Genomic DNA, 21,033 nt, shown 5'->3' with positions numbered 1-21,033 from the left:
GTTACACGCTGTCGACCCAAGCGCGGATGAGGTGATGGGCAATCGCCCCTTTCGGCGGCGTGACCAGATTATCCGGGTGCGTCCTATCCAGCATCGAGCGCACCTCGTCTCGGAAAAACCAGCGGCAGTCCTCCAACTCGTTGAGGTCGGCCTGGATGTCGTCGTTGAGCGGCTCGCCGAAGCAGCCGATCATCAGCGAATAGGGGAACGGCCAGGGCTGACTGGCGTGGTAGACGACGCGGCCAAGCCGGATGCCGGCCTCCTCCAGCGTTTCGCGACGCACCGCCGCCTCGATCGTCTCGCCCGGCTCGATGAAACCGGCAAGCGCCGAATACATGCCCGGCCCAAAATGCCGACCGCGGCCAAGCAGGCATTTTTCCGGCGTCGCCGTCAGCATGATCGCCACCGGGTCGGTACGCGGAAAATGCTCGGTGTTGCAGGCCGGGCAATGGCGCTTGTAGCCCCCTGCCTTCATTTCGGATTCATTGCCGCATTTGCTGCAGAAACGATGGCTGACATGCCAGGCGAGCAGTGCCGCCCCTTGCGCCAGGGCGCCGACAGCCGTTTCGTCGATTAGCCCCTGCATATAGACCGAGCGATAATCGATGGCCTTGATGGTTTCAGGAAGCTGCTCGGGCTCGACGCCGGCAGGAACAGCCAGCACCGGGCCGCTTTCGGAAAACCCGAGCAGGACGCCATCGTCGAGCGCCGCCTGGAGTGGCTGGCTCTCGGCCACATTGAACCATGGCTCGAAGCCGCTATCCCTGAGCTTTAGATAAAGCCGGCCGCCATGCATCAGCAAAAACCTAGCCGAGGGATCGGCGAGCGCCTTTTCGACGGAGTCGTCGGCGCGGTTCTCGGATTGCCGGTCGATCGTGTTGCCGGCAAAGCCGACGAATTGACTCGGCTCGCGCAAGGGCGCGTCAAACAGGCGGAAGCTCATGGGAGACTCAAAGCTCGGGAATGGACACGGGAGAGGCTTATAGCGCCGCCTTTATCTGTTGCGCAAACCGACGGAGGTCTGAGCGCTGGTAGGGCTCGCGCATGCCGTGACCCCACACCGGCCCCGGCCAGCCGGGATCGCCTTCAGAGCGGGCAATGACATGGACATGCAACTGGCGCACGATGTTGCCGAGCGCGCCGGTGTTGATCTTGGTGCAGCCGGTCGCTTTCTTCAGCCCTTGCGCCACCATGTTGGTCTCGAAGGTCAGCATCGCCTGGTCGAGCGGCGTCATATCGTGGATTTCCTCCGCGCCCGGCCGCTGCGGCACCAGAACCAGCCACGGCCAGCGGCGGTCGTTCATCACGCGCAATTCGCACAGCCCGAGCCACATCAACTGCTCGCTGTCCGCCTCCAGCCTGGAGTCGAGCGTGAATCCGGCCTTGAGGCCCGGCAACATCGGCGTTTTCCTCGCTTTTGTCGTGTTTTTCTCAAACTTCGAACGCTAGAGCGGCTGCAACAGGCCTGCAAGCGAATCATTGATAGGTCGGGGCTTGCGGCGTAGATTCTCGTCCGCACTTGCATTTCATTGCCGAATTGCCGATATGGAAAGCGGGAGGTTGGTGGTGGACGATCCACTCGCCAACCGGGTCAGGTCCGGAAGGAAGCAGCCCTAACGAGCCCGGAACGGGTCATTGTTCCAGCCTCCCGCCTCTTCGCCTTTCTCCCGCGACGTTGACGGCGCCAAGCCGTGCGGGCGAAACTATGCGCAGGAATCGGCCGCCCGCGGTCCTTGGAGCTTTACTGGCGAATGAGCGAAGCCGGAAATTTGGGGACGGACAAGGCCGGTGCCTATCGCGTTTTGGCGCGCAAATACCGTCCTTCGAATTTCTCCGAGCTGATCGGCCAGGAGCCGATGGTCCGCACGTTGACCAATGCCTTTGCCACCGGCCGCATCGCCCAGGCCTGGATGCTGACCGGCGTGCGCGGTGTCGGCAAGACGACGACGGCGCGCATTCTCGCGCGGGCGCTGAATTATAAAACCGCCACCATCGACCAGCCTTCAGTCGACCTTGCCGTGCTGGGTGAACATTGCCAGGCGATCATGGAAGGCCGCCATGTCGATGTCATCGAGATGGATGCTGCATCGCACACCGGCATCGACGATATCCGGGACATCATCGAGCGCGTGCGCTACGCGCCGGTGTCGGCGCGCTACAAGGTCTACATCATCGACGAAGTGCACATGCTCTCCACCCAGGCCTTCAACGGCCTGCTGAAGACGCTGGAAGAGCCGCCGCCGCACGTCAAATTCATCTTCGCCACCACCGAAATCCGCAAGGTGCCAATCACCGTCCTTTCACGTTGCCAGCGCTTCGACCTGAGGCGGATCGATACGGCAATGATGAAAGCCGACCTTGCTAGGATAGCGGGTCTGGAAGGCATCGAGGTCGAAAGCGACGCGCTGGCGATGATTGCCCGGGCGGCAGAAGGGTCGATGCGCGATGCGCAGTCGATTTTCGACCAGGCGATTGCCCATGGCGGCCGAGCGGTGACGGCCGAAGCGGTGCGCGCCATGCTCGGGCTTGCCGACCGCGCCCGCATCGTCGACCTGTTCGAGCATGTGATGAAGGGCGATGTGGCGGCGGCACTGGCCGAATTCCGCAGCCAGTATGACACAGGCGCCGATCCGGCCGCGGTGCTGACCGACCTTGCCGAGTTCAACCACCTCGTCACCCGCCTGCGTTTCGCGCCCTCGGCCATCGACGACGCCTTGCTGTCAGAGGACGAGCGGCAGCGCGGCGCCGACTTCGCCAGGACGCTGTCGGTCAGGGTGCTGTCGCGGACGTGGCAGATGCTGTTGAAGGGCATCCCCGAGGTTCAGTCGTCCAACCGGCCGGTCAGCGCCGGCGAAATGGTGCTGATCCGGCTGGCGCATGCCGCCGACCTGCCGACCCTCGACGAAGCGCTGAGATCGCTGGAGGGCGCAGTGCCGGTACCGGGTAGCGCGCCACGCCCGAACGGTGCGCCGTCAAGCACCGGCGGCAGCGCCAGCGCGGTGGCGCAGACACGGATGCCGACGACCGGTGGTGGCGCACAGACGATGCGGCTGGTCGAAGCCGAACCGATGCCCGCTGCCTTTGTCGCGCCGCCGGAACCGGCCGTCGAGGCCCCGTCAGTGCCGCTGAAGTCGCTGGCCGATATCGCCGCCCTTGCCGACGCCCAGCGCGACATGGCCTTCAAGGTGCTGGTGAAGCGCTGCATGCGCCTGGTGCGCATCGAGCCCGGCCGCATCGACGTCAGCCTGACCGACGATGCGCCGAAGATGCTGCTCAACGATCTGACCGCCAAGCTGCGCGCCTGGACGGGGCGTAGCTGGCTGGTGTCGCTGTCGAAGGAGACGGGCGGTCAGACGCTGGCCGAAATGGAATCGACCAAGCGCGAGACCGCCTTCCTGGACGCCAAAAGCGACCCGACCGTCGCCGCAATCCTGGCGCGCTTTCCCGGCGCCAAGATCATCGACGTACGCATTCCCGACGCGCCGGAAGCCGATTCGGTCGAGGCCGATTTGCCGGTCGAGCCGGTCGCGGACGACGACGAGACCTGACAACCAAGACTCTGCAAAGGATCGGACCATGAAAGATCTTCTCGGCCTGATGGGCAAGGCGAAGGAAATGCAGGCCAAGTTTCAGGCCATGCAGGACGAGATCGCCACGCTGGAAGCCACCGGCGTGGCCGGTGGTGGTCTGGTCGTCGTGACGCTGACCGGCAAGTTCGAGATGAAATCGCTGAAGATCGACCCGTCCCTATTCAAGGAGGACGAAGTCGAGATTCTGGAAGACCTGCTTCTGGCCGCTCACAATGATGCCAAAAATAAGGTCGAGCAGATCATGCAGGAGAAGACCAAGGCGCTGACGGCAGGCTTGCCGATCCCACCGGGAATGAAACTGCCGTTCTGAGCCTGCTCCAACAGTTAATTGATTATGAACTGAAATTGGACGCCGGGGCTGTTGTTAAGACTTTCCCCGGCTCTGTTCACGCTGCCATTTCCGATCATTCATAAAGTTTTACCTACACTGCACGAATGCTAATCCTTTAGCCATCTTTTTGCCGCTAAGAGTCTCATTCTTGCCACATCTCGGGGCGGGCTGGCATCTGGAAATGAGGCATTATTGTTGATCGCGACGCGATGGAAGACGCCGCTGCTGCTCGGCATCGTCACCTCTCCCCTGTTTCTGGCCGGTTGCAGTCAGACCACGCACGGCATGTCGGTTGCCAGCGTGACCGACGCCATCACGCCAAGCTTCCTGAGTTCCCGTCACACGGCGAAGGACAAGGAGTGCCTGGAGCGGGCGATGTTCTTCGAGTCCAACCGGTCGAGCCGTGACGGCATGATCGCAGTCGGCACCGTGGTCATGAACCGGCTGCGCTCCGGGCAGCACGGCAGCACCATCTGCCAGGTGGTGAGCGAGAAGGGCCAGTTCGCACCCGGCGTGATGACGCGGCCGATGAACTCCAAGGCGATGCCCGATGTCGAGGAAGCCGCCGAGGCGGTGCTCAAGGGCGAGCGCAAGGCCAAGCTGAAGGACACGATGTTCTTCCACACCGCAGGCCTGCGCTTCCCTTACAAGAACATGCACTACACCATGGTGGCCGGCGGTAATGCCTTCTACGAAAAGCGCGGCCGCAACTGGAAGCCGCTGCCGGACGAGCCGACGACCATGGTTGCCTCTGCGACGCCTCGATCATCAGAGCCCGCCGCGCCGGTAACGCTTGTGGCTTCCGCGGAAGCTTTGCCCGGCGTCAAGTCGACGGCCATCAAGACAGCCCCTGTGCAGGCTACCTATGTCACTGCCGCGGTGGCGCAGCCTGCAAAATCCACCCGCGTCACAGCTGAGAAGCGGGCACCCATCAAGACGACAGTGGTGGCGATGCAGGAGCCCATGCAGGAGCCGGATGCCGCCCGTTTCGGTGGACCCGCGCAGCCGCAGGTCATCACCTCGTTCCCGGCCGAGCCGCAGCAAGCAGCGATGGCATTTGAATCGACGCCGGAGAACACCGACGCCATCGGCGCGATGATCGCCGGCCAGACCCGTCCGCTGGAAGCATACTAGGCGGCGGCGCTCTAGGCGCATCCGGACGGGCTGTTCCAAAGCGCGTCGAAAAATCCTAAACCGATGCGATGTCCAAGCGAATCGCCGGTCCCGAGATCGAACGCCTGATCCAGCTCCTGGCCAAGGTGCCGGGCCTCGGGCCCCGCTCGGCCCGGCGCGCCGCCTTGCATCTCATCAAGAAGAAGGAGCAGTTGCTGTCGCCGCTGGCCGCCGCCATGAGCGAGGCGGTCGAAAAGGTGCGCATCTGCTCGACCTGCGGCAATGTCGATACATCGGACCCTTGCATGATCTGCACCGACCCGCGCCGTGATGCCGCCACGCTCATCGTCGTCGAGGATGTCTCCGACCTGTGGGCGCTGGAGCGGGCGGCCGCCATGAACGTGCGCTACCATGTACTCGGCGGCACGCTCTCGCCGCTCGACGGCATCGGTCCCGAACAGCTCAACATCCGCTCGCTGGTCGACCGCGTCGCAGGCGGCGAGGTGAAGGAGGTCATCCTCGCCGTCAACGCCACTGTCGAGGGCCAGACCACGGCGCATTATCTCACCGACCAGCTCTCCGGTTTCGAGATCAAGGTGACACGGCTGGCGCATGGCGTGCCGGTCGGCGGTGAGCTCGACTATCTCGACGAAGGCACGCTGGCCGCCGCACTTCGGTCGCGGACGGCGTTTTGACGCAATTGGCGGGCAGGGAATGCGAATGAAGCCTGCTTCTTGGAAATCGGCCTTTGTTTTTTTCTGTCTCGCTTTTGCGGCGGTGATCTTTGCGGCTCCCGCCTCCGCTGCAAAAATCGACGACCAGTTCCGCGCCTGGCTGCAGAGCGACCTCTGGCCGGAAGCCAAGGCCAGGGGCATCTCCCAAAAGACCTTCGATGCTGCCTTCGACGGCGTGAATCCGAACCTCAAGCTGCCGGACCTGGTGATGCCGGGCAAGAAGGCGACCACGCCGCAGAAGCAGCATCAGGCGGAATTCGGTTCGCCCGGCGCCTATTTCGCTGAAAAGACGGTGCGCGCCGTCAGCGCTGGCGGCCGGACGCGCGAGGCGGCAAACGCCAGGACGCTGGCCGCGATCGAGAAGCGCTATGGCGTGCCGGGCGAGGTGCTGCTGGCGATCTGGGGCCGCGAGACCGGCTTTGGCGCGGCAAGAATGCCCTACGACGCCTTCCAGGTGCTGGGCACCAAGGCGTTCATGTCGACGAAAAAGGACTTCTTTCGCACCGAATTGCTGGCGGCGCTCAAGATCGTCGAGCGCGGGCTGGCCCCGGTCGGCGCGATGAAATCATCCTGGGCAGGCGCGCTCGGCCAGCCGCAATTCATGCCGACGTCGTTTCTGAAACATGCCGCAGATTTCGACGGCGACGGCCGGGCCGACATCTGGAATTCGACCCCGGATACGCTGGCCTCGATCGCCAACTATCTCGTCCACTATGGCTGGGTGAAAGGTCGCGGCTGGGGTTTCGAGGTGACGGTTCCGGAGAGCGTCTCCTGCTCGCTCGAGGGCCCCGATCAGGGCAAAAAGATCTCCGAATGGGCGGCGATGGGCGTCAAGCGCGTCGGCGCGAAACCGTTCCCGGCAAGCGAATTGAAGGCCGAAGGTTTCCTGCTGATGCCGGCCGGACGCAGCGGTCCAGCCTTCATCGCCACGCCTAATTTCTACGTGCTGAAGGAATACAATACTTCCGATCTCTACGCCTTGTTCATCGGCCATGGTGCTGACCGCATCGCTCACGGCGACAGCAATTTTGTCGGCAGCTGGGGTGCGGTCGGCGGACTCCACCGGTCCGATATCGCCGCTTTGCAGCGGGCGCTGGAGGTCGAGGGCTACGATGTCGGCAGCGCCGACGGCTTGCCCGGTTTCAAGACGCGCCGCTCGATCGGCAAGTGGCAGGTCAAGAATGGCCGCGCCGCCACATGTTTTCCCGATGCCGATCTGGTCGCGGCGGTGAAGTAATTGCAATATCAGCCCATTTTCTCGATCGGCGACAGCCGCTAGCCGTCGTCTCCGGCCCATCATGGCAGCCGATCTGGCCCAATCGACCGCCTTGCGAATGCTCGTTGCCGCGCTTGAAATCGCCGGATAAGGTGTGGACCAACTGGACAAAAATCGCCACGACAACGGATCCGGGGGCCATCGTTCGGCCTGGCAACAGAACGTTTCAGCCCTGAGCCGGGAACTCGGGGACCAACAAAAACAGGGAACAATCACCATGATGATGGAAAAATTTGCTCTTCGCTCCCGCACCTTGCTCGCCGGCGCGGCCATGTCCGCGCTGCTTCTGGCCGTCGCGCCTGCCTTTGCCGTGACGCCTGCCGACACGCTGGTCGAAGGTTTTGCGATCGATGACATCATCTCCATGGATCCGGGCGAGGCGTTCGAGCTGTCGACGGCGGAAGTCACCGGCAACACTTATGACCTTCTCGTTCGCCTCGATCTCAGCGACACGTCCAAGGTCAAGGGCGACCTTGCCGAAAGCTGGAGCGTGTCCGACGATGGCTTGGTCTACACTTTCAAGCTCAAGCCCGGCCTGAAATTCGCCTCCGGCAATCCGATCACTGCGGCGGACGTCGCCTACTCGTTCGAGCGCGCCGTCAAGCTCGACAAGAGCCCGGCCTTCATCATCAGTCAGTTCGGCATCAGCGGCGACAACGTCGCCGACAAGGCCAAGGCCGTGGACGACACGACCTTTCAGTTCACCGTCGACAAGGCCTATGCGCCGAGCTTCGTGCTGAATTGTCTGTCGGCAACGGTCGCTTCGGTCGTCGACGCCAAGCTGGTCAAGGAACATGTCGCCGCGGTGACGCCGAGCGCCGACTACAAATGGGACAATGACTTCGGCAATGCCTGGCTGAAAACCGGCTATGCCGGCTCCGGCGCCTACAAGCTGCGCGAATGGCGCGCCAACGAGGTTGTCGTCCTGGAGCGCAACGACAACTATTTTGGCGAAAAGGCCAAGCTTGCCCGCGTCATCTATCGCAACATGAAGGAAAGCTCGGGCCAGCGCCTGGCACTCGAGGCCGGCGACATTGACGTTGCCCGCAATCTCGAGCCGAACGACCTCGACGCCATCGCCAAGAACGCCGACCTCACCACCACCAGCGCGCCGAAGGGTACGGTCTATTACATCAGCCTCAACCAGAAGAATCCGAATCTCGCCAAGCCCGAGGTTCGCCAGGCCTTCAAATATCTCGTCGACTATGATGCGCTGAGCTCGACCATCCTCAAGGGCATCGGCGAGATCCACCAGACCTTCCTGCCGAAAGGCGTGCTCGGCGAGTTGGACGAGAATCCGTTCAAGCTCGACGTTGCCAAGGCCAAGGAACTGCTCGCCAAGGCCGGTCTGGCCGACGGCTTCAGCGTGACCATGGACGTACGCAGCATCCAGCCGGTGACCGGCATGGCCGAATCGATCCAGCAGACGCTGGGACAAGCGGGCATCAAGCTGGAGATCATCCCCGGCGACGGCAAGCAGACGCTGACCAAATACCGCGCCCGCAACCACGATATCTATATCGGCCAGTGGGGCCAGGATTACTTCGATCCCAACTCCAACGCCCAGACCTTTGCCTCGAACCCGGACAATTCGGACGAAGGCAAGAGCAAGACCCTGGCCTGGCGCAATGCCTGGGACATTCCGGACCTGACGAAGGAGACGGAAGCGGCCCTGCTCGAGAAGGATTCGGCCAAGCGCGCCGCAATGTACCAGGATCTCGAGAAGAAGATCCTCGACACCAGCCCCTTCGTCGTCATCCACCAGCAACTGGAAGTGGCTGGCCTGCGCAAGAACCTCAAGGGCTTCGCGCTCGGCCCGAGCTTCGACAGCAACTTCGTCGGCCCGGTCTCCAAGGAGTGATGCCGGCGGTCGCGCCGCGTGAGCGCGGTTGACAACGAAGTGGCGGCGAGGCGCGGAGGCGCCCGCGCCGCTGCTGTCGCATCATCGATCGGCCGCTTCCTGGTCATCGCGATAACGACCTATCTCGGTCTTCTCGCGGTGACCTTCTTCATCGGCCGTGTTATCCCCATCGACCCGGTGCTGGCGGTGCTCGGCGACCGGGCGCCGACCAATGTCGTCGAGCGCACGCGCCGCGAGATGGGTCTCGACCTGCCGCTGATCGAACAGTTCTATATCTATGTGAAAAATGCTCTGAACGGCGATTTCGGCACCTCGGTGCTGACCACCAACCCAGTGATGACCGACATTCGCCGCGCCTTTCCGGCGACGATCGAACTGGCGACGCTGGGAACGCTGATCGGTGCGCTGCTCGGCGTGCCGCTCGGCGTGCTGGCCGCGGTCCGGCGCGGCAGCATCATCGACCAGATCGTGCGCCTCATCGGCCTGATCGGCTACTCAGTGCCGATCTTCTGGCTTGGGCTGCTGGCGCTGGTGCTGTTTTACGCCAAGCTGCAATGGGTGGCTTTTCCCGGCCGCCTCGATGTCGTCTACGAATACACCTTCACGCCGATCACCGGCTTCTACCTTCTGGATGCGGTGTTGCAGGGCCAGTGGGACGTGTTCCGCGATGCCTTTCGCCACATCATCCTGCCGGCATCGCTGCTCGGCTATTTCTCGCTCGCCTATATCAGCCGCATGACGCGCTCGTTCATGCTCAACGAACTCGCCCAAGAATACATTGTCGCTGCGCGCGCCAAGGGCTTGTCGGAAACCCGTATCATCTGGGGTCACGCGTTGCGCAACGCCGCTGTGCCGATGGTCACCGTGATCGCGCTTTCCTATGCCGGCCTGCTCGAAGGCTCGGTGCTGACCGAGACCGTGTTTTCGTGGCCGGGTATCGGCCTCTACATCACCAACTCCCTGCAGAACGCTGACATGAATGCCGTGCTCGGCGGCACCATCGCCATCGGCTCGGTCTTTATCGGCATCAATCTTTTGTCCGACCTGCTTTACCGCGTGCTCGATCCGAGGACGAAAATCGGATGAGCGCAGAAGTGATCCAAAGCCGTCGCGACTGGCTGCTCAGCGAGCGGCCGGCCTCGCGCATGCAGGCCAGGCTCGGCCGCGCCTATGTGGCGTGGCGGCGCTTTTCCGCCAACCGGCTGGCGTTTCTCGGCCTGCTCATCATCATCGCCTTGCTGGTGGTTGCAGCTTTTGCCGATGTGCTGGCGCCCTATTCGCCGACGTTCGGCGACCTGAAGGGCTCACGGCTGCTGGCGCCAAGTGCTGCGCACTGGTTCGGCACCGACGACCTCGGCCGCGACATCCTTTCGCGCATCATCTTCGGCTCGCGCTGGACGCTCTATGTCGTGATCCTCGTCGCCGTGATCGCCGCCCCGATCGGTCTGCTGGTCGGCACGGTGGCCGGCTATGCCGGCGGCTGGACGGATGCGATCCTGATGCGCATCACCGACATCTTCCTTGCCTTCCCGAAGCTGATCCTGGCACTGGCTTTCGTTGCCGCCCTCGGTCCCGGCATCGAGAACGCCGTGCTCGCCATCGCCATCACCTCGTGGCCGCCCTATGCCCGCATTGCGCGCGCCGAAACGCTGACCGTGCGCAATTCGGATTACATCAAGGCGGTGCAATTGATGGGCGCCTCGCCGTTCCGCATCGTGCTGCGCCACATCATGCCGCTCTGCATCTCGTCGCTGATCATCAGGGTGACGCTCGACATGGCCGGCATCATCCTGACCGCCGCCGGTCTCGGCTTCCTCGGCCTCGGCGCCCAGCCGCCGCTGCCGGAATGGGGCGCGATGATCGCCTCGGGCCGCCGCTTCGTGCTCGACCAATGGTGGGTGGCCGGCGCGCCGGGTGTCGCCATCCTCATCGTCAGCCTTGGTTTCAACCTGCTTGGCGACGGCCTGCGCGACGCGCTCGATCCCCGGAGCGGCGACCAATGAGCGGCGACCCCAATGAACGGCGACGAATGAGCACGCTTCTCGACGTCGATGACCTGCGCGTCAGCTTCCCGACGCGCACCGGCCTGATCGAGGCGGTGCGCGGCGTCTCCTTCTCGCTTGGCCGCGAACGGCTCGGCATCGTCGGCGAGAGCGGCTCCGGCAAATCGCAGACTGGCCGCGCCATCATGGGCCTGACTCCGCCGCAGGCGCAGGTCACCGCCAAGAAGCTCGCCTTCGACGGCATCGACCTGCTGGCGGCATCGCCGCGCGAGCGCCGGGCAATGCGCGGAAAACGCATCGCCATGATCCTGCAGGACCCGAAATACTCGCTCGATCCGGTGATGAGCATCGGCCGCCAGATCGTCGAAACGCTGCGCACGCATGAAAAGGTCGGCAAGGCGGAAGCCCGTGACCGCGCGCTCGCCATGCTGGAGGCGGTGCAGATCCGCGATCCGGCCCGCGTCTTCGACCTGCATCCGCACGAGGTCTCCGGCGGCATGGGCCAGCGCGCCATGATCGCCATGATGCTGATCGCCGGGCCGGAGATGATGATCGCCGACGAGCCGACTTCGGCGCTCGACGTCACCGTGCAGCTCGACGTGCTCGGCATACTCGACCGGCTGGTCAGCGAGCGCGGCATGGGGCTGATCTTCATCTCGCACGATCTGCGCCTGGTCTCGTCTTTCTGCGACCGCGTGATCGTCATGTATGCCGGCAAGGTGGTCGAGCAGTTGAAGGCGTCGGAGCTTCGCGACGCCCAGCATCCCTATACGCGCGGCCTGCTCAACTGCATGCCCAGGATCGGCTTCGAACGCCACCCGCTGCCGGTGCTCGACCGCAAGCCGGAGTGGGCGGCATGACGGCAGCGGCTCTTTCCGTCGACGGGCTCGTGGTGATCTTCGACCGCTTTCGCGCGCTGAAGGGGGTCAGCCTCGAAGTGCGGTCCGGCGAATCCTTCGGCCTGGTTGGCGAATCCGGCTCCGGCAAATCGACGCTGCTGCGAGCCATCGCCGGCCTCGCGCCAGTCGCTTCGGGCAGCATCACCGTCAACGGCAACAAACTCGGCGTACGCCGCGACAAGGCCTTTTATCGCGAAGTGCAGATGGTCTTCCAGGACCCGTACGGGTCGCTGCATCCGCGCCAGACCGTCGACCGCCTGCTGCAGGAGCCGCTCGCCATCCACGGCTTTGCCGACGGCGAAAAGCGCATCCAGCAGGCGCTGGACGAGGTCGGCCTGGGCAACGGCTTCCGCTTCCGCTATTCGCACCAATTGTCGGGCGGCCAGCGCCAGCGCGTGGCGATCGCGCGCGCCCTGATCCTTGAGCCGTCGATCCTGCTGCTCGACGAGCCGACCTCGGCGCTCGACGCTTCGGTGCAGGCGGAAGTACTCAACCTGCTGGAGGAGATCCGGCGGCGGCGCAAGCTGACCTTCCTGATGGTCAGCCACGACCTCGCCATCATCACCCATATGTGCGAGCGGCTGATGGTCATGCAGAGCGGCGAGGCGGTGGAGAATCTTACGGCGGCGCAACTGGTCGGCCACCGCGTGACCAAGGATTACACGCGCAATCTGCTCAGGGCGAGTGAGGGGTTCGTGAGAACCGCTTGAATTCGTTCTTGCCGTTTTCGGGGGATTCCCATGGAGCAATGGACGTTTTCAGATCCGCCCAATGTCGCAGTGTTCGTGGATAGAGGTATAGTTACCCGCGGCGACTGGATTGCTTACGTCTCGCACGACGAAGACGACGGCAGTTGGCAATTCCACAACCGCGAAACTGGACCTGTTGACGAAGGCGACATAATGATCGTCAGCTTGCAAAATGTGGTCCAGCGGGATGAAAGCATCCTGGCTTTGGCTGACTTGCCAGAAGGCTGGCATGCTTGGCGCATCTCAAAATCATCGCCGTGGCAGCGCGCCAAATCGCGCCCTGTACCCTCCAACGACAACGAGTGATCCGGCAAAGCCTTAAGTTGGACCTAGCACCGGTTCGCCGCTCTCCGAAACCGGTGGTTCTTCCCGGCCTTTCGGCTCCTTAATCCTGAACCACGTTACATAAAGCGCCGGCAGGAAGAGCAGCGTGATTGCGGTGCCCGCGATGATGCCGCCCATCATGGCATAGGCCATCGGCCCCCAGAACACTTCGCGCGCGATCGGGATCAGCGCCAGGCTGGCGGCGGCTGCCGTCAGCGCGATCGGCCGCATGCGATGCTCGGTCGCTTCGATCACTGCTGCCCAGCGGTCCTTGCCCTCGCGCACCAGATCTTCGATCTGCACGATCAGGATGACCGAGTTGCGTATCAGGATGCCGATCAGCGCCAAGACGCCGAGAATGGCGACGAAGCCGAGCGGCGCGCCGCTCGGCACCAGTGCCGCGACCACGCCGATCAGGCCGAGCGGCGCCACCGCCACGACCAGGAACAGGCGCTGGAAGCTCTGCAACTGGATCATCAGGATGGTCGCCATGACGAACAGCATCAGCGGCACCACCGCGGCGATCGGTCCCTGGCTTTTTGCGCTTTCCTCGACTGAGCCTGCGGTCTGGACGGAATAGCCGGGCGGCAGCTTGGCGATGAAGGCTTCGACCGACGGCTTCAATTCGTTGACGATGGTTGCCGGCAGCACGTCGCCGACCAGCCCGGCGCGCACGGTGATCGTCGGGATGCGGTTGCGCCGCCATACGGTCGGCTGTTCGAGTTCGTAGCGGAAGTTCGCCACCGCCGCGAGCGGGATCGCCTCGCCGTTCCCGGTTGGCAGCTGCATGTTTTGCAGCGTGTCGATCGAGCCGCGTTCGGCTTCGCGTGAGCGGGCGATGACGTTGATCAGATAAGTGGCGTCGCGCACCTGTGTGATGGTGACGCCGCCGACCGTGCTGTTGAGCGCACTGGCGATGTCGGACGAGGTGATGCCGAGCTGGCGCGCCTTGTCCTGCAGCACCTCGACCCTCAGCACACGCTGCGGTTCGTTCCAGTCGAAGGTCGGCGCCGCCAGCCTCGGATTGGCCGAGATCAGGCCAGCGAATTGCTGCGCCAGCTCGCGTACCGTCTGGATGTCGGGGCCGCCGACGCGGTATTGCACCGGACGTCCGACCGGCGGCCCGAGTTCGAGTGGCTTGACGAAGGCATCGGTGCCGACGAACTCCTCGCGCAACAGCTTCTCCAACGCCGGCTTCAGCCGGTTGCGCGCCTCGATGCTCTTGGTAACGATGACGGTCTGGCCGAAATAGGGATTGGCCGGCTGTACGTCGAAGGCGAGCAGGAAGCGCACCGCGCCCTGGCCGATATAGGAGCTGAAATGGTCGATGTCGGGATTGCCGGCCAGCGCCCGCCCCTCGAAACGCTCGATCTGGTCGCGCGTCTCGGTGATCGACGAGTTCTGCGGCAGGTTCCAATCGACGATCAGCTCCGGCCGGTCCGAGGGCGGGAAGAACTGCTGCTGGACAAGGCCGAAGCCGGCGATCGAGCCGGCAAACAACAGCACGGTAGCGATGATGGTCAGCCAGTGATGCCGCACCGAGCCCAAGAGCGCGCGCCGGAACAGTGTGGTGAAGCGGCCTGGCTTGTCGTGATGCTTCTGCTTCATCGTCGCCGGCAGGATGGTGACGCCGAGCAGCGGTGCAAACAGCACCGCCACGATCCATGACACCAGGAGCGAGACCGCGATGACGACGAACAGCGTGAAGGTGTATTCGCCGGCGGCACTGTTGTTGAGGCCGATCGGGATGAAACCGGCGACCGTCACCAGCGTGCCGGTCAGCATCGGGAAAGCGGTCGAGGTGTAGACATAGGTCGCCGCCTTGCGCAGATTGTCGCCGACCTCCAGCCGCGCCACCATCATCTCGACCGCGATCATGGCGTCGTCGACCAGAAGCCCAAGCGCGATGATCAGCGCGCCCAGCGATATGCGCTGCAGCGAGATGCCGAGATAGGCCATGACCGTGAAGGTGATGGCCAGAACCAGCGGGATCGACAGCGCCACGACGAAGCCGGCGCGCATGCCAAGGCTGACGAAGGACACCGCGAGCACGATGGCGACCGCCTCGGCCAGCGCCCGGGTGAAGCCCGAAACCGCCTCCTCCACGATCACCGGCTGATCGGCAACCAGATGCACGCCGACGCCGACCGGCAGATCGGCCAGCACTTCGTCCATTTTCTTCTCAAGCGCGGCGCCGAATTCGAGCAGATTGGCGTTTGGGCTTCATGCCGATGGCAAGGCCGACCGCGTCCTGGCCGTTGAAGCGGAACAGCGCCGTTGGCGGGTCTGCATAGCCGCGCCGGATCGTTGCCACATCGCTCAGCCGGAAGAAGCGGTCGTTGACGCGCAGATTGATGCCGCGCAGGCTCTCCTCGGAGGTGAACTGACCGCCGACGCGCACGCTGACGCGCTCGGGGCCGGATTCGACGACGCCCGACGGGGTGATGGCGTTCTGCGCCTGCAGGCTGGCCACGATCGCCTGCTGGTTGAGGCCGAGTGCTGCGATCTGGCGAGTCGAGAATTCGAGATAGATGGCTTCGTCCTGCGCGCCGACCAGATCAACCTTGCCGGCGTTGGGCACGGCCAGGATCCTGGTCCTGACATCCTCGACATAGTCGCGCAACTGGCGCGGCGTCAGCCCGTCTGAGGTGAAGGCATAGATATTGCCGTAGACGTCGCCGAAACGGTCGTTGAAGAACGGCCCCTGCACGCCTTGCGGAAACTGCGCCCAGATGTCGTTGACCATGTTGCGCACCTGAATCCAGGTCGGCACGACATCGCGGGCTTTGGTGGTGTCCTTCAGGTTGACGAAGATGACGGTCTTGCCCGCGGTGGTGACCGAGCGGGTGAAGTCGAGGCCGTCCAACTCCTCGAGCTTCTTTTCGATGCGGTCGGTCACCTGCCGCACGGTCTCGTTGACCGAAGCGCCTGGCCAACTGGCCTGGATGACCATGGTCTTGATGGTAAAGGCCGGGTCTTCCTCGCGGCCGAGATTGAGATAGGAGAAGATGCCGGCGACGACGAAGACCAGCATGAAGTACCAGACCAGCGAGCGGTGGCTGAGCGCCCAGTCGGAGAGGTTGAAGCCCTTCATGTGGCTCCTCCTTGCAGAATCCTGACCTTCTGGCCCTCCACCAGGCTGTGGACGCCGGCGGTGACGACGCGCATTCCCGCCTCGAGCCCTTCGGTGATGGTAAAGCTGGCGGCGCCCTTGGACGCGATCGTGATGTCGCGTGTCGAGACGCTCGACGTCTGCTCGTCGACGATCCAGACCTTGTCGCCGCCATTCTTCTGCAGCAGCGCCGACAGCGGCAACTCGATCGTCGGAGCCACCTTCGCCACCCGTGTCGCCGTGACCGTCGAGCCGAGCCGGAAAGCCTGCGGCGGGTCGGTGAGCGTCAGCCGGACGCGGCGGGTGCGGGTCGAACTGTCAGCCTGCGGCGCGAGCTCGCGCAGCTTGGCCTGGGTTTGGATCGATGGCAGTGATTGCAGGATGATCTCGAAGGGCGTGCCGACCGCAAGGTCGCCGGTCAGCCGGTCGGGAATATCGACGACCGCATCGCGCAGACCCGAGCGCGCCACGGTGACGATGGTCTGGCCGGGCGAAACCGTTTGGCCGACTTCGGCGCCGACAGCGGTTACGACCCCGTCGAAATCCGAGAACAATCTGGTATAGCCGAGCTGCTCCTGCGACTTGGCAAGCGCGGCCTTGGCCCGTTCGACACCGGCTTCTGCCGCCTTCCTGGCTTGCTGCGCGGCATCGAAGACAGCTTGCGAGGCGTTGGCGGCGGCGAGCAGCTGGCGCTGGCGTTCCTCGCTGGCGGCGGCATTGGCGAATTGCGCCTCGGCATTGGAGAGTTCCGCCTTGGCCGCCTGGACGGCAAGTTCCAGCGCCGTCGGATCGAGCGCGGCGATTGTCGTTCCCTTGGCGATGATGTCGCCGACATTGACGTCGCGGGCGACAACCCGGCCGAGCAGGCGAAAGGCGAGGTCGGCGCTGAATTGCGGCTCGACCGAGCCGGCAAAGCCGAATGTCTGGCTGGTTTGCGGCTCGACCACCATGGACAGCACCGGCCGGATGATCTCGGGCGGCTTTTCGTCCGATTGCGAGCAGGCGGCGAGCAGCGAAAGGGCAAGCAGGGCTGGGATGCGCGGCAACGGCCTCATTGTGCCGCTCCTGATATCTCGACCGTCGTACCGGGGCTGAGCAACTGGCCGCCGGCAGTGACGACGAGCATGCCGGCCTCCAGCCCCTTGTCGATGACGACGATGCCGGAATCGAAGGCAAGCACATTGACCAGTGTCGTTGCCACCGCCTTGGTCGATGCATCGACCACCCAGACGGCGGGCTTGCCGCCACTGGAGGTCAGCGCCTGCCAGGGCAGGATGACGGCTTTCGACGGCCTGGCGCTGGCCGAGCCGATGACGGCCGCACCCAGCGGCATGCCGGCGGGCGTGTCGGGAATGGCGACCTTGACCCGGATCGAACCCGAAGCCGGATCGACCACCGGCGCAATTTCGCGCACCTTGCCCACCGCCTTGACCTGCGGGTCGGACAACAGCGTGATCGTCACCGCAGGCGCTTCTGGCGTTCTGGCGACCAGGGTTTCCTGCACATTGAAGACCGCGTCGCGATCACCGTCCTCGGCGACGGTGAAGACGGTCTGTGCCGCCTGCACCACCTGTCCAGCTTCGACCTGGCGAGCGGTGACAACACCTGCGGCGCCGGCCTTGAGCTCGGTGAAGGACAGATCTTCCTGGGCATTGGCCAGGGCGCTTTCAGCGGCGTCGACACTGCCTTGCGCCACCTTCAACACCTGATCGGCCGCATCATAGTCGCGCATGGTGGTGAACCCTTGGCCAAGCAGCGTCTTCTGCCGTTCGAAGGCCGCCTTGGCCTGGGTCAGTTGCGCCTGCGCCGCATCGAGGTCGGCCTGCGCCGAGCGCAGATCGGATTCCTGCTCCTGCGGATCGATGCGGGCAAGAATGGCGTCCTTGTCGACATGCTGGCCGACATCGACAAGCCGTTCGGCGACGCGGCCGCCGACGCGGAACGACAGATTGTTCAGCGTGCGAGCGGCGATCACCCCGGTCAGCGAAGTCCTTGGCGCATAATCGGCCACCGCCACGGTTTCTGTGCGCACCATGACCGGCAATTTCTTGTCGGCTGCCTCCTGCTTCTGGCAGCCGCTCAGGAAAAGCGTCGTCGCCGCAAGGCCGAGGACTGCGCAGGCCGGAAAAGACGAAAGACTGGGAAGCGATGACGGTCGGGCGGACGGCGTCGCGTTCCTGCTCATGGTTCCCTCAACCGCGCGGGGTCGCTCGACACGTCGCGAGCTAAGGCAAAGATAATCGATCTCAGCAAAAAGAAAACCGTTCTCGTACGCGTATCGCCCGACCAATCAGGGCCGAGCAGGAGCCACGCGACAGGCCCAATCGCCCGGCGATGGTGCCGACTTGAGGAAAACGTGAAATAAGGTCAGAAGGGATTTCAGCGGCATCAAACAAGAACGGGCGCTGGCCCGATGAGGGATACGATGAAGAACTCAGCCATTTCCGAACGCAAGAACCAGTCGATTTCGCGCGGCGTCGGCATGACCACGCAGATCTACGCCGACCGCGCCGAAAACTCTGAGATCTGGGATGTCGAAGGCCGCCGCTACATCGACTTCTCGTCAGGCATCGCCGTCGTCAACACCGGCCACCGCCATCCCAAGGTGATCGAGGCGGTGAAGGCACAGCTCGACCGCTTCACCCATACCTGCCACCAGGTGGTGCCTTACGAGAGCTATGTGCGGCTGGCCGAGCGGCTGAACGGCATGCTGCCGGGCAAGTTCGACAAGAAGACGATTTTCGTCACCACCGGCGCCGAAGCGGTGGAGAATGCCATCAAGATCGCCCGCAATGCCACTGGACGTCCGGCGGTCATCGCCTTTGCCGGCGGCTTCCATGGCCGCACTTTCATGGGCATGGCGCTGACCGGCAAGGTCGTGCCCTACAAGGTCGGTTTCGGCGCCATGCCGGCCGATGTCTTCCACGCTCCGTTCCCGGTGCCGCTGCACGGGGTTTCGGTCGCCGATTCGCTGGCCGCCCTCGACCGCCTGTTCAAGGCCGATGTCGACCCGGCCCGCGTGGCCGCGATTATCCTCGAGCCTGTACAGGGCGAGGGTGGTTTCTACGAGGCGCCGCGCGACTTCATGGTGGCGCTGCGCAAGATCTGCGACCAGCACGGCATGCTCTTGATCGCCGATGAGGTGCAGACCGGCTTCGCGCGCACCGGGAAGATGTTCGCCATGGATCATCACGAGGTCGCCGCCGACATCACCACCATGGCCAAGAGCCTGGCCGGCGGCTTCCCGCTGGCGGCGGTCACCGGCCGCGCCGAACTGATGGATGCGCCAAACCCCGGCGGGCTCGGCGGTACCTATGGCGGCAGCCCGATCGGTGTCGCCGCGGCGCACGCCGTGCTCGACGTGATCGAAGAGGAAAAGCTCTGCGACCGTGCCAACACGCTGGGCGCACGGCTGAAGCAGCGGCTGGACTCGATCCGCGACGATGTGCCCGAGATTGTCGACATCCGTGGCCCGGGGTTCATGAATGCGGTCGAATTCAACGATGTGAAGAAGGGCTTGCCGTCGGCCGAGATCGCCAATGCGATCCGGCTGAAGGCGCTCGACAAGGGCCTGATCCTGCTGACCTGCGGCGTTTACGGCAATGTCATCCGCTTCCTGGCGCCGATTACCATCCAGGACGGCGTCATGAACGAAGCGCTCGAGATCCTGGAAAGCTCGATCCGCGAGGTCCGCGCCGCCTGAGCGATAAGCCTATCCAGTAGCTCTGGCCGGCTCGTCCTGCTGGAAGGCGGCGAGCGCCGCCTTCAGCCCATCCGGTCCCGTCGCCACCGTCTGCGGCGTCGGCGAGAAGCCGGCGCCGAGCATCTTGCGGCCAAGCATATGGTCGCCCGGCCGGTTGACCGATTCGATGCCGAGCAGCCGGTTTGCGGCATAGTGGTAGATGGAGAATTTGTTCTCGGCCAAATCGCCCAGCACGACATGGCTGTCGCCGCCCGAGGTCAGGCCGACCATCTGCAACTTCATGTCACCGATGTCGGACCAGAACCATGGCACTGCTGCAAAGGCGTCGGCATGACCAACGATGGTGCGCGCCGCAAGCCGCGCCTGATCGGTGGCATTCTGCACCGATTCCAGTCGCACATCGCCGCCGGTGAACCAGTGCCGGTAGGAAGCGGCGTCGCCGATGGCAAGGATTTCTGGCAACGAGCTGCGCATCTGCTGATCGACGCGGATGCCGTTGGCAATGGCAATGCCAGCCGCCTGCGCCAGTTCGACATTGGGCACGACGCCGATGCCGATGATGACCATTTGTGCCGGAAGCCGCTCGCCGCTCGATGTGATCGCAGCCGATACATTGCCGTTTTCGCCTTCGAGCCGCGCGATCGTGGTGCCGCTAAGGATACGCACCCCCATTGCTTCCAGCCGCTGACGCACATGGCTGGCGATGACCGGTGCCACTGCCCGGCCGAGCAGCCGGTCGACCGCTTCGACCACGGTGACCTTGCGGCCGGCCGCCTTCAGCGTCGCGGCGATCTCCAGGCCGATGAAGCCACCGCCTAGGATGACGACATCTTCGCTTAGTGCGCTGAGTTCGCGTATCAGGCGCGCGTCGGCGATCGAGCGCAGCGACACCACGCCCGAAAGATCTGAACCCGGCAGCGAAAGAATGCGCGGCCGCGAACCGGTCGCCAGGATGAGCCGATCGAATGGCAGCACGCCGCCGCCTGCGATCTCGAGTTTTCGGCCCCCGGCATCGATGCGCTCGACCATGATCCCAGGCCGATAGTCGATGGCGCTGCCGGTGTAGAAGGCCTCGCCGCGCAGCGGCTGCGGTTTCGCCTCCTGATCCTTGATGAAGGTCTTCGACAGCGGCGGCTTGTGATAGGGCAGTTCGCTCTCATCACTGACCAGGACCACCGGCCCGTCATAGCCTTCCTCACGCAGGCTGGCGGCCGCTTGCACGCCCGCATGCCCTGCACCGACAATGACCACACCGTTCTTCATCGCAGCCCAAATTCCTCAACCGATTCTAGGACGTCTCGCCAAGTGGCGATTGTCCGCCGCCGTCGCAAGAGCCCC

17 protein-coding genes, 1 other RNA gene and 1 pseudogene are annotated in these 21,033 nt (G+C 64.0%); 13 read left to right on the top strand and 6 right to left on the bottom strand.

Annotated elements, in window-relative coordinates:
• Position 1: 1 nt before the first annotated feature.
• Both nudC and LHFGNBLO_RS05220 read right to left on the bottom strand, forming a co-directional pair.
• Positions 2-943 (bottom strand): NAD(+) diphosphatase, encoded by a 942-nt coding sequence (nudC, locus tag LHFGNBLO_RS05225; RefSeq protein WP_258604939.1) that lies wholly within the window; start codon positions 941-943, stop codon positions 2-4.
• A gap of 37 nt (positions 944-980) precedes the next feature.
• Entirely contained in the window at positions 981-1,400 is a 420-nt protein-coding gene (locus LHFGNBLO_RS05220) for an HIT domain-containing protein (protein ID WP_258604937.1), read from the bottom strand.
• A 155-nt stretch (positions 1,401-1,555) separates the two neighbouring features.
• Between LHFGNBLO_RS05220 and ffs the strand changes: the two genes are divergently transcribed.
• The 12 genes from ffs (at position 1,556) to LHFGNBLO_RS05160 (ending at position 12,862) form a co-directional block, all read left to right on the top strand.
• Positions 1,556-1,652: signal recognition particle sRNA small type (ffs, locus tag LHFGNBLO_RS05215), an RNA gene on the top strand.
• A gap of 99 nt (positions 1,653-1,751) precedes the next feature.
• Entirely contained in the window at positions 1,752-3,548 is a 1,797-nt protein-coding gene (locus LHFGNBLO_RS05210; protein WP_258604936.1) for a DNA polymerase III subunit gamma/tau, read from the top strand.
• Between the two features lie 28 nt (positions 3,549-3,576).
• Complete coding sequence (locus LHFGNBLO_RS05205) at positions 3,577-3,900, top strand: YbaB/EbfC family nucleoid-associated protein (protein WP_258604934.1); 324 nt, start codon at positions 3,577-3,579, stop codon at positions 3,898-3,900.
• Positions 3,901-4,116: 216 nt separating this feature from the next.
• A complete protein-coding gene (locus tag LHFGNBLO_RS05200; RefSeq protein WP_258604932.1) occupies positions 4,117-5,055 on the top strand; it encodes a cell wall hydrolase in 939 nt (312 codons plus the stop codon).
• 68 nt (positions 5,056-5,123) lie between these two features.
• On the top strand, positions 5,124-5,729 hold the full coding sequence (gene recR, locus LHFGNBLO_RS05195; RefSeq protein ID WP_258604930.1) for a recombination mediator RecR: 606 nt from the start codon (positions 5,124-5,126) through the stop codon (positions 5,727-5,729).
• 25 nt (positions 5,730-5,754) lie between these two features.
• A complete protein-coding gene (locus tag LHFGNBLO_RS05190) occupies positions 5,755-7,005 on the top strand; it encodes a lytic murein transglycosylase (RefSeq protein WP_258604929.1) in 1,251 nt (416 codons plus the stop codon).
• 256 nt (positions 7,006-7,261) lie between these two features.
• Positions 7,262-8,905: an ABC transporter substrate-binding protein gene (locus LHFGNBLO_RS05185; protein WP_258604928.1), complete on the top strand. Its 1,644-nt coding sequence runs from the start codon at positions 7,262-7,264 to the stop codon at positions 8,903-8,905.
• Positions 8,906-8,923: 18 nt separating this feature from the next.
• Positions 8,924-9,991, top strand: coding sequence for an ABC transporter permease (locus LHFGNBLO_RS05180; protein WP_258604926.1), 1,068 nt, complete (start codon positions 8,924-8,926; stop codon positions 9,989-9,991).
• Positions 9,988-10,908, top strand: a complete 921-nt coding sequence (gene nikC / locus LHFGNBLO_RS05175) for a nickel transporter permease (protein WP_258604925.1) — start codon at positions 9,988-9,990, stop codon at positions 10,906-10,908. Before LHFGNBLO_RS05180 ends, nikC begins: the two co-directional genes overlap by 4 nt.
• Positions 10,909-10,934: 26 nt before the next feature.
• A complete protein-coding gene (locus tag LHFGNBLO_RS05170; protein WP_258604924.1) occupies positions 10,935-11,768 on the top strand; it encodes an ABC transporter ATP-binding protein in 834 nt (277 codons plus the stop codon).
• Positions 11,765-12,517 (top strand): ABC transporter ATP-binding protein, encoded by a 753-nt coding sequence (locus LHFGNBLO_RS05165; protein ID WP_258604923.1) that lies wholly within the window; start codon positions 11,765-11,767, stop codon positions 12,515-12,517. The genes LHFGNBLO_RS05170 and LHFGNBLO_RS05165 overlap by 4 nt, the downstream gene beginning before the upstream one ends.
• Positions 12,518-12,547: 30 nt before the next feature.
• Entirely contained in the window at positions 12,548-12,862 is a 315-nt protein-coding gene (locus tag LHFGNBLO_RS05160; protein WP_258604922.1) for a hypothetical protein, read from the top strand.
• Positions 12,863-12,874: 12 nt separating this feature from the next.
• On the opposite strand, the pseudogene LHFGNBLO_RS05155 reads toward LHFGNBLO_RS05160, so the two are convergent.
• The 3 genes and pseudogenes from LHFGNBLO_RS05155 to LHFGNBLO_RS05145 all read right to left on the bottom strand — a co-directional run bounded on the left by LHFGNBLO_RS05155 (position 12,875) and on the right by LHFGNBLO_RS05145 (position 18,177).
• A pseudogene (locus tag LHFGNBLO_RS05155) lies at positions 12,875-15,974 on the bottom strand (efflux RND transporter permease subunit).
• Positions 15,971-17,047, bottom strand: coding sequence for an efflux RND transporter periplasmic adaptor subunit (locus LHFGNBLO_RS05150; protein WP_258604921.1), 1,077 nt, complete (start codon positions 17,045-17,047; stop codon positions 15,971-15,973). Before LHFGNBLO_RS05150 ends, LHFGNBLO_RS05155 begins: the two are co-directional and overlap by 4 nt.
• Positions 17,044-18,177 (bottom strand): efflux RND transporter periplasmic adaptor subunit, encoded by a 1,134-nt coding sequence (locus LHFGNBLO_RS05145; RefSeq protein WP_258604920.1) that lies wholly within the window; start codon positions 18,175-18,177, stop codon positions 17,044-17,046. The genes LHFGNBLO_RS05150 and LHFGNBLO_RS05145 overlap by 4 nt, the downstream gene beginning before the upstream one ends.
• Positions 18,178-18,417: 240 nt before the next feature.
• On the opposite strand from LHFGNBLO_RS05145, the gene LHFGNBLO_RS05140 reads away from it, so the two are divergent.
• The gene (locus LHFGNBLO_RS05140; RefSeq protein WP_258604919.1) at positions 18,418-19,695 is read left to right on the top strand and encodes a 4-aminobutyrate--2-oxoglutarate transaminase; all 1,278 of its coding nucleotides are present in this window, start codon (positions 18,418-18,420) and stop codon (positions 19,693-19,695) included.
• Positions 19,696-19,704: 9 nt separating this feature from the next.
• Here LHFGNBLO_RS05140 and LHFGNBLO_RS05135 read toward each other — a convergent pair whose 3' ends face one another.
• The gene (locus LHFGNBLO_RS05135) at positions 19,705-20,958 is read right to left on the bottom strand and encodes an NAD(P)/FAD-dependent oxidoreductase (protein WP_258604917.1); all 1,254 of its coding nucleotides are present in this window, start codon (positions 20,956-20,958) and stop codon (positions 19,705-19,707) included.
• Positions 20,959-21,033: the final 75 nt, after the last annotated feature.

It is taken from the genome of Mesorhizobium sp. AR10 (assembly GCF_024746795.1).
Taxonomy (GTDB): domain Bacteria; phylum Pseudomonadota; class Alphaproteobacteria; order Rhizobiales; family Rhizobiaceae; genus Mesorhizobium.
The sequence above is the reverse complement of the archived record's forward strand: the minus strand, read 5'-3'. Positions and strand labels throughout refer to the sequence as shown.

Bases quoted from the DNA above. Each gene is read 5' to 3' on its own strand.
- nudC (WP_258604939.1), bottom strand. From the start codon at position 943: ATGAGCTTCCGCCTGTTTGACGCGCCCTTGCGCGAGCCGAGTCAATTC.
- LHFGNBLO_RS05220 (WP_258604937.1), bottom strand. From the start codon at position 1,400: ATGTTGCCGGGCCTCAAGGCCGGATTCACGCTCGACTCCAGGCTGGAG.
- LHFGNBLO_RS05210 (WP_258604936.1), top strand. From the start codon at position 1,752: ATGAGCGAAGCCGGAAATTTGGGGACGGACAAGGCCGGTGCCTATCGC.
- LHFGNBLO_RS05205 (WP_258604934.1), top strand. From the start codon at position 3,577: ATGAAAGATCTTCTCGGCCTGATGGGCAAGGCGAAGGAAATGCAGGCC.
- recR (WP_258604930.1), top strand. From the start codon at position 5,124: ATGTCCAAGCGAATCGCCGGTCCCGAGATCGAACGCCTGATCCAGCTC.
- LHFGNBLO_RS05190 (WP_258604929.1), top strand. From the start codon at position 5,755: ATGAAGCCTGCTTCTTGGAAATCGGCCTTTGTTTTTTTCTGTCTCGCT.
- LHFGNBLO_RS05185 (WP_258604928.1), top strand. From the start codon at position 7,262: ATGATGATGGAAAAATTTGCTCTTCGCTCCCGCACCTTGCTCGCCGGC.
- nikC (WP_258604925.1), top strand. From the start codon at position 9,988: ATGAGCGCAGAAGTGATCCAAAGCCGTCGCGACTGGCTGCTCAGCGAG.
- LHFGNBLO_RS05170 (WP_258604924.1), top strand. From the start codon at position 10,935: ATGAGCACGCTTCTCGACGTCGATGACCTGCGCGTCAGCTTCCCGACG.
- LHFGNBLO_RS05165 (WP_258604923.1), top strand. From the start codon at position 11,765: ATGACGGCAGCGGCTCTTTCCGTCGACGGGCTCGTGGTGATCTTCGAC.
- LHFGNBLO_RS05160 (WP_258604922.1), top strand. From the start codon at position 12,548: ATGGAGCAATGGACGTTTTCAGATCCGCCCAATGTCGCAGTGTTCGTG.
- LHFGNBLO_RS05150 (WP_258604921.1), bottom strand. From the start codon at position 17,047: ATGAGGCCGTTGCCGCGCATCCCAGCCCTGCTTGCCCTTTCGCTGCTC.
- LHFGNBLO_RS05145 (WP_258604920.1), bottom strand. From the start codon at position 18,177: ATGAGCAGGAACGCGACGCCGTCCGCCCGACCGTCATCGCTTCCCAGT.
- LHFGNBLO_RS05140 (WP_258604919.1), top strand. From the start codon at position 18,418: ATGAAGAACTCAGCCATTTCCGAACGCAAGAACCAGTCGATTTCGCGC.
- LHFGNBLO_RS05135 (WP_258604917.1), bottom strand. From the start codon at position 20,958: ATGAAGAACGGTGTGGTCATTGTCGGTGCAGGGCATGCGGGCGTGCAA.